Here is a 5,674-nt window from a genome sequence, read left to right as displayed (position 1 = left end):
CCCGCCATAAAGGCGTGTGCGACTGAGAAGGCCAGAGTAAGCAGTTTCATGGATGCCTCCTGACTTAACCGACAAAGGCCGACTTTCTTCCGTGCGCCCTAACGTTCAAGATAACCGGACCCGGCCTGCGGTGAACCCGACCGAAGCCACAAAACTACAAACTTACAAAAACCTGCGAAAGAAGCAAAGGCCGGGTTCCGGTTGATCGCCCTGTTAGGCTAGTTGATGTCACAATTACCACTAGCCTTCATCCGCCCGATTATGCTGCGCTAATCGGACTTACGTGGGCGGTACGGGTTAAATACCAAAATATTAGAGATACCCAAATACCGTAGTAGCTAAAGACGAGTGAGGGAAGCGCGTATGAGGGATGAACAAAAATCCCAATACCTAAAGAGTAAATAGCTCCGGGCAATGCGCCTAGCACCAAAAAATAACCTACTTTGAGGCAACTAAGTCTTTTTAGGAAAAAGTAGCTGAATAGCCCAAAAGTTAGGAGTGCCAAATATGCAACCGGCAATGCGATTATTGATGCTACGAGCGCTAACCGTAGCTCTATCTCTAGGTTAAATACGTTAGCTTTGAGCGCAGATAAAAAAATAAGTGATAACGAGGCAGGAATCACACCGATTGGGCTGGCAATAAATGCCATGATTAGCTTGCGATTCATATTGGCGATCTTATTAAGCCTAACGTGATGTCGACCTCAAAAGTGAAGACGAATCTGTAAACGCAACATATCAGACGTACTTTTTTGAGTCAACCTTGAAATCTAATCCGGCGGGGTAGGGGCGTTCAGCCGCTAAGGTTTTTCTTGGACGATGACGCTGGAGGCGAGATAGGAAGGATCAAAGCCTAACTTGTTGTTATACAGCACCATGCCGGATAGCACATTTTGCTTATCCGGCAAAAAGTGCCGCATAAGACAAAACTCTATGCCGTATAATTAGGCCTGTCAAGCAAGCTTTTCAAACGCTTAGCGACTTCTAAGGCTAGTTATACAGCATCCTTATGAGCCAGATAACACCCATCCAGCCCCCGTCTTATACCGCACACCCCGCGCCCCGTTTTCTGGACGTAGTGCGCGAGCGCATCCGCGCCAAGCACTACAGCCTCCGCACCGAAAAATCCTATGTGCAATGGGTCAAGCGCTACATCCTGTTCCACAACAAACGTCACCCCAAAGACATGGGCGCCCCGGAAGTCGAAGCCTTCCTGTCACATCTCGCCAATGAACGCGATGTCGCCATTTCAACCCACCACCAAGCCTTATCGGCCCTTTTGTTTCTATACAAGGATGTGCTGGGCGTGGATCTCCCCTGGCTAAGCAACCTGACCCGCCCGCGCCGTGCAAGGCGACTCCCCACCGTATTAACCCAGGCCGAGGTCGCCCGGCTGTTCAACCATCTTTCCGGTATCCATCTACTCATGGCCCGCCTGCTCTATGGCACAGGAATGCGCTTGATGGAATGCGCCCAACTCAGAATCAAGGATGTGGAATTCGAGCGGCGGGAAATCCTGGTCCGTGACGGCAAAGGCAACAAGGACCGCATCACCGTGCTGCCCGCCGCCCTGTCCGAAGACTTGCAGACCCACCTAATCACTGTCCGGGCACTGTGGGAGCAAGACCGACGCGATAACAAGCCGGGGGTTTACATGCCGGACGCGCTGGACCGCAAATACCCCAACGCCGGGAAATCCTGGGGCTGGTTCTGGATGTTTCCCGCCCGCGATGACAGCACCGACCCCCGCAGCGGCATCGTCCGCCGCCACCACATCTTCGAGCAAAACCTCCAGCGGGCCATCAAGCAGGCCGTGACCGCCGCCAACATCGTCAAACCCGCCACCACCCACACCCTCCGCCACTCCTTCGCCACCCACCTGCTCCAATCCGGCTACGACATCCGCACCGTCCAGGAATTGCTCGGCCACAAGGATGTCGCCACCACCATGATCTATACCCACGTCCTCAACCGGGGCGGGCAGGGCGTGGTCAGTCCGCTGGACCGCCTCTAAACTCACCCCTCCCCGCCACTATTCCCCATCCGCCCCCCCGTCCAAATCGGTTAATATTTCGAACACCGCGCCACGCCCGGCGCGTCATGCCGCGATAACAATACGGGGTTGCCAATGAAAAATCGGTTCTGGGGTAGCGATGGATTTCTGGGGCTAATCATCCTGCTCGCCTTCCTGGCGGGATCAGGCGCAGGCTTGATGAACGGCCTGGAACGCGGCGCCTACGATGTCGCCATGCGCGGCAGCGGCAAGGCACCGGGCGACAAGGTGGCGGTCATCGCCATCGACGACGCCAGCATCGCCAACATAGGCCGCTGGCCCTGGTCCCGCGAAGTCCACGCCGAGATGATCCGCCTGCTCAACCAAGGCAAATCCAAGGTCATCGGCCACACCGTGTTCTTCCTCGAACCGCAGCAAGACCCCGGCCTCCCCCATCTCCGCGAACTCAGCGCGGCATTCCAGCAATCCGCCCTCCGCAACGAACTCCCCAAGGAAACGGAAACCCTGCGCGGCCTGGTCGACGAGTCCAAAACCCTCGCTGAAAAACTGCCCGCCACCGCCCCGGACAAAGATTTCCTAACGCGGCTGTCCGGCTTCTACGACCAATCCAGCCTGCCGCAGAAAATCCCCGCCGAGACCGCCCGCTTCGCCCAACTGCTCAGCGACGCGGAAAACGCCCTGAACACCGACCGCAAACTGGCGGAAGCCTTTAAAGCCGCTGGCAACGTGGTGCTGGGTATGCCCTATGTGCTGGGCGAACCCGCCGGCAAACCGGACAGCGACCTGCCCGCCTACGTCAAGCGCGACATCCTGACCCACAGCGTGGACCGGGTCGAGGCCGCGCAGAACGAGTTGTTCCCCCTCTCCACGATCTCGGGCATTCCGCCCATCCCCGAAATCGGCGAACCCGCCACCGCCATCGGCCACTTGGTGGAGGACACCGACATCGACGGCGTGAAGCGCAACGAGGTGCTGGCCCTCAACCATTACGGCCAATACATCCCGGCGGAATCGCTGATGATCGCCGCGAAGAGCCTGAACCTCGGACCCGAAGACATCGAATTACGCTTGGGCGAAGGCGTGAAGCTGGGGCGGCTTGAAATCGGCACCGACGCCAACCTGCGGATGTTTCCTTATTTCTACGGCGACCAGAACGGCAGACCGGCGTTTCCGGTGGATTCGTTCTTCGACGTGCTGAAGGGCAAGATTCCTGCTGATAAATACAAGGACAAGATTGTCCTCATCGGCGCCACGGCCTCCGGCGTCGGCACCCAGTTGGTCACGCCCATCTCGCCCGGCATGGCCCCGGTGCTGGTGCTGGCCCACTCGGTCGCCAGCCTCCTCAACGAGCATTTCCTGCTCAAGCCGGACTGGGGCATGTTCGCCAAGCTGGGGGCGTTCGCGCTGTTCGCCCTGTACCTGACCTTGCTGCTGCCGCGCCTGCCCGCCGGACCCGCCGCCGCCGTCACCGTCGCCTTGGCGGGGCTTGCCATCGGCGGGGAACTGTACCTGCTCATGGCCCGCTCGCTGTGGGTGGAATTGATCGGCCCGACGGTCATGCTGGTGGCGGGCCACATGCTGCTGACCACCAAGCGCTTCTTCCTCACCGAAAAGGGCAAGGAGCGGGCCGACGCCGAATCCGCCGAAACCAACCGCATGTTGGGGCTGGCGTTCCAGGGCCAGGGCCAGTTGGACATGGCCTTCGAGAAATTCCGCAAGTGCCCGCTGGATGATTCCATCATGGACCCGCTCTATAACCTCGCCCTGGACTACGAGCGCAAGCGCCAGTTCAACAAGGCCGGGGCCGTGTACCAATACATGGCGGATTTCAACCCCAACTTCCGCGACTTGAAGAAGCGCATGGCCCGCACCCAGCAACTCGAAGACACGATGGTGCTGGGCCTGGGCGGCGGTGGCGGCACACGGGGCAATGAAGGCTTGGGCGCCACCATGATTCTGGAGGACGGCGACACCCGCCCCATGTTGGGCCGCTATCAGGTGGAGAAGGAACTGGGCAAGGGCGCCATGGGCATGGTCTATCTGGGCCGCGACCCCAAGATCAACCGGGTGGTCGCCATCAAGACCTTGGCCCTGTCTCAGGAATTCGATGAAGACGAATTGGCCGATGTGAAGGAGCGCTTCTTCCGCGAGGCCGAGACCGCCGGGCGGCTCAACCATCCGCACATCGTGACGATTTATGACGCGGGCGATGAGCATGACTTGGCCTACATAGCCATGGAGTTCCTCAAGGGCCACGACCTGGCCCGCTACACCAAGAAGGACCACCTGCTGCCCTTGCCCACGGTCTGCAAGCTGATGACGCAGGCGGCGGACGCGCTGGAATACGCCCACGGCCACAACGTGGTGCATCGCGACATCAAACCCGCCAACCTGATGTATGACCCCGACGCCGACGCCATCAAGATCACCGACTTCGGCATCGCCCGCATCACCGATTCCAGCAAGACCAAGACCGGCGCGGTGCTGGGCACGCCTTCTTATATGTCGCCGGAGCAACTGGCGGGCAAGCGGGTAGATGGCCGTTCCGACCTGTTCTCGCTGGGCGTGATGCTGTACCAGTTGGCCACGGGCGTGCTGCCGTTCGCGGGCGATTCCCTGGCGACCCTCATGTTCAAAATCGCCAACGAGCCGCACCCGGATGTGCTGACCATCAAGCCGGACCTGCCGCCCTGCCTGAAAGCCTTGCTGGATCGTCTGCTGGATAAGAACCCCGAGCGGCGCTACCAGACCGGCGCCGAACTGGCTCACGACCTGCGCCAATGCGCCGCCCAATTGGCGGGAGGCGGTGAGTGAAAGGCACCCGAACTTTCATGCGGATCGCCGGGGGCACCGACACGGGCCGGGTCCGCGGCCACAACGAGGACGCCGTGGGCCAAGATGAACTCATCGGCTTGGCGGTGTTGGCCGATGGGATGGGCGGCCACAAGGCGGGCGAAGTCGCCAGCGGCATAGCCATCAACACCATCATCCAGGAATTGTCCGGGACGCTGCGCCAACTCAAGCCGGGCCAGCGCGACGAAACCGGCCAATACACCCTCGACAGCGTGTTGATCCGCCACGCCATCGAGAAAGCCAACCGGGCCATCCACGACACCGCCTCGCGGGGCACGGCCTGCGAGGGCATGGGCACGACGGTGGTGGTGGCGGCGTTCTACAACCACCGGGTCAGCATCGCCCACGTCGGCGATTCGCGGCTATACCGGCTGCGCCACGGTCGTTTGGAGCAACTCACCGCCGACCACTCACTGGCCGCCGAACTCATCGCCAAGGGCGGTTTTGACACCGTCGAGGAGGTCAACGCCGCCGGCTTCAAGAATGCCATCACCCGCGCCTTGGGGCTGGAGACGGATGTCCGGGTGGACCTGCGGGAGGAGGACGTGAGGGCGAACGACGTTTATCTGTTGTGTTCGGACGGGCTGACCGACATGGTGGACGAGGCGGAAATCCAGCGCATCATCGAAAGCCGGGGCGCTGATTTGCCCAAGGCCGTGCATGAGTTGATCGACGCGGCGAACCGGAACGGCGGGCGGGACAATATCTCGGTGATTCTGGCGCGGCCCATGAAGGGCGCGGGGAGAGGCTCATGGTGGAGCCGCTTGTCGGGTTGGTTTAGGAAGACGTAAGGTGGGAGCGGGGG

4 protein-coding genes are annotated in these 5,674 nt (G+C 60.3%); 3 read left to right on the top strand and 1 reads right to left on the bottom strand.

Features of this window, described 5'->3' with window-relative positions:
- Positions 1 to 259: 259 nt before the first annotated feature.
- Positions 260 to 670, bottom strand: a complete 411-nt coding sequence (locus ACXWUF_RS17255; protein WP_458495857.1) for a hypothetical protein — start codon at positions 668 to 670, stop codon at positions 260 to 262.
- Positions 671 to 1,011: 341 nt separating this feature from the next.
- On the opposite strand from ACXWUF_RS17255, the gene ACXWUF_RS17250 reads away from it, so the two are divergent.
- From ACXWUF_RS17250 to ACXWUF_RS17240, 3 genes are all read left to right on the top strand, one after another.
- Entirely contained in the window at positions 1,012 to 2,016 is a 1,005-nt protein-coding gene (locus ACXWUF_RS17250; protein ID WP_458495856.1) for an integron integrase, read from the top strand.
- Positions 2,017 to 2,130: 114 nt separating this feature from the next.
- Positions 2,131 to 4,830 (top strand): CHASE2 domain-containing serine/threonine-protein kinase, encoded by a 2,700-nt coding sequence (locus ACXWUF_RS17245; RefSeq protein WP_458495855.1) that lies wholly within the window; start codon positions 2,131 to 2,133, stop codon positions 4,828 to 4,830.
- On the top strand, positions 4,827 to 5,660 hold the full coding sequence (locus tag ACXWUF_RS17240) for a Stp1/IreP family PP2C-type Ser/Thr phosphatase (protein WP_458495854.1): 834 nt from the start codon (positions 4,827 to 4,829) through the stop codon (positions 5,658 to 5,660). Before ACXWUF_RS17245 ends, ACXWUF_RS17240 begins: the two co-directional genes overlap by 4 nt.
- Positions 5,661 to 5,674: the final 14 nt, after the last annotated feature.

The sequence above is a fragment of the Methylomagnum sp. genome, from assembly GCF_054333355.1.
Note: the sequence above shows the minus strand (reverse complement) of the source record. Positions and strands in the feature narration are given on the sequence as shown.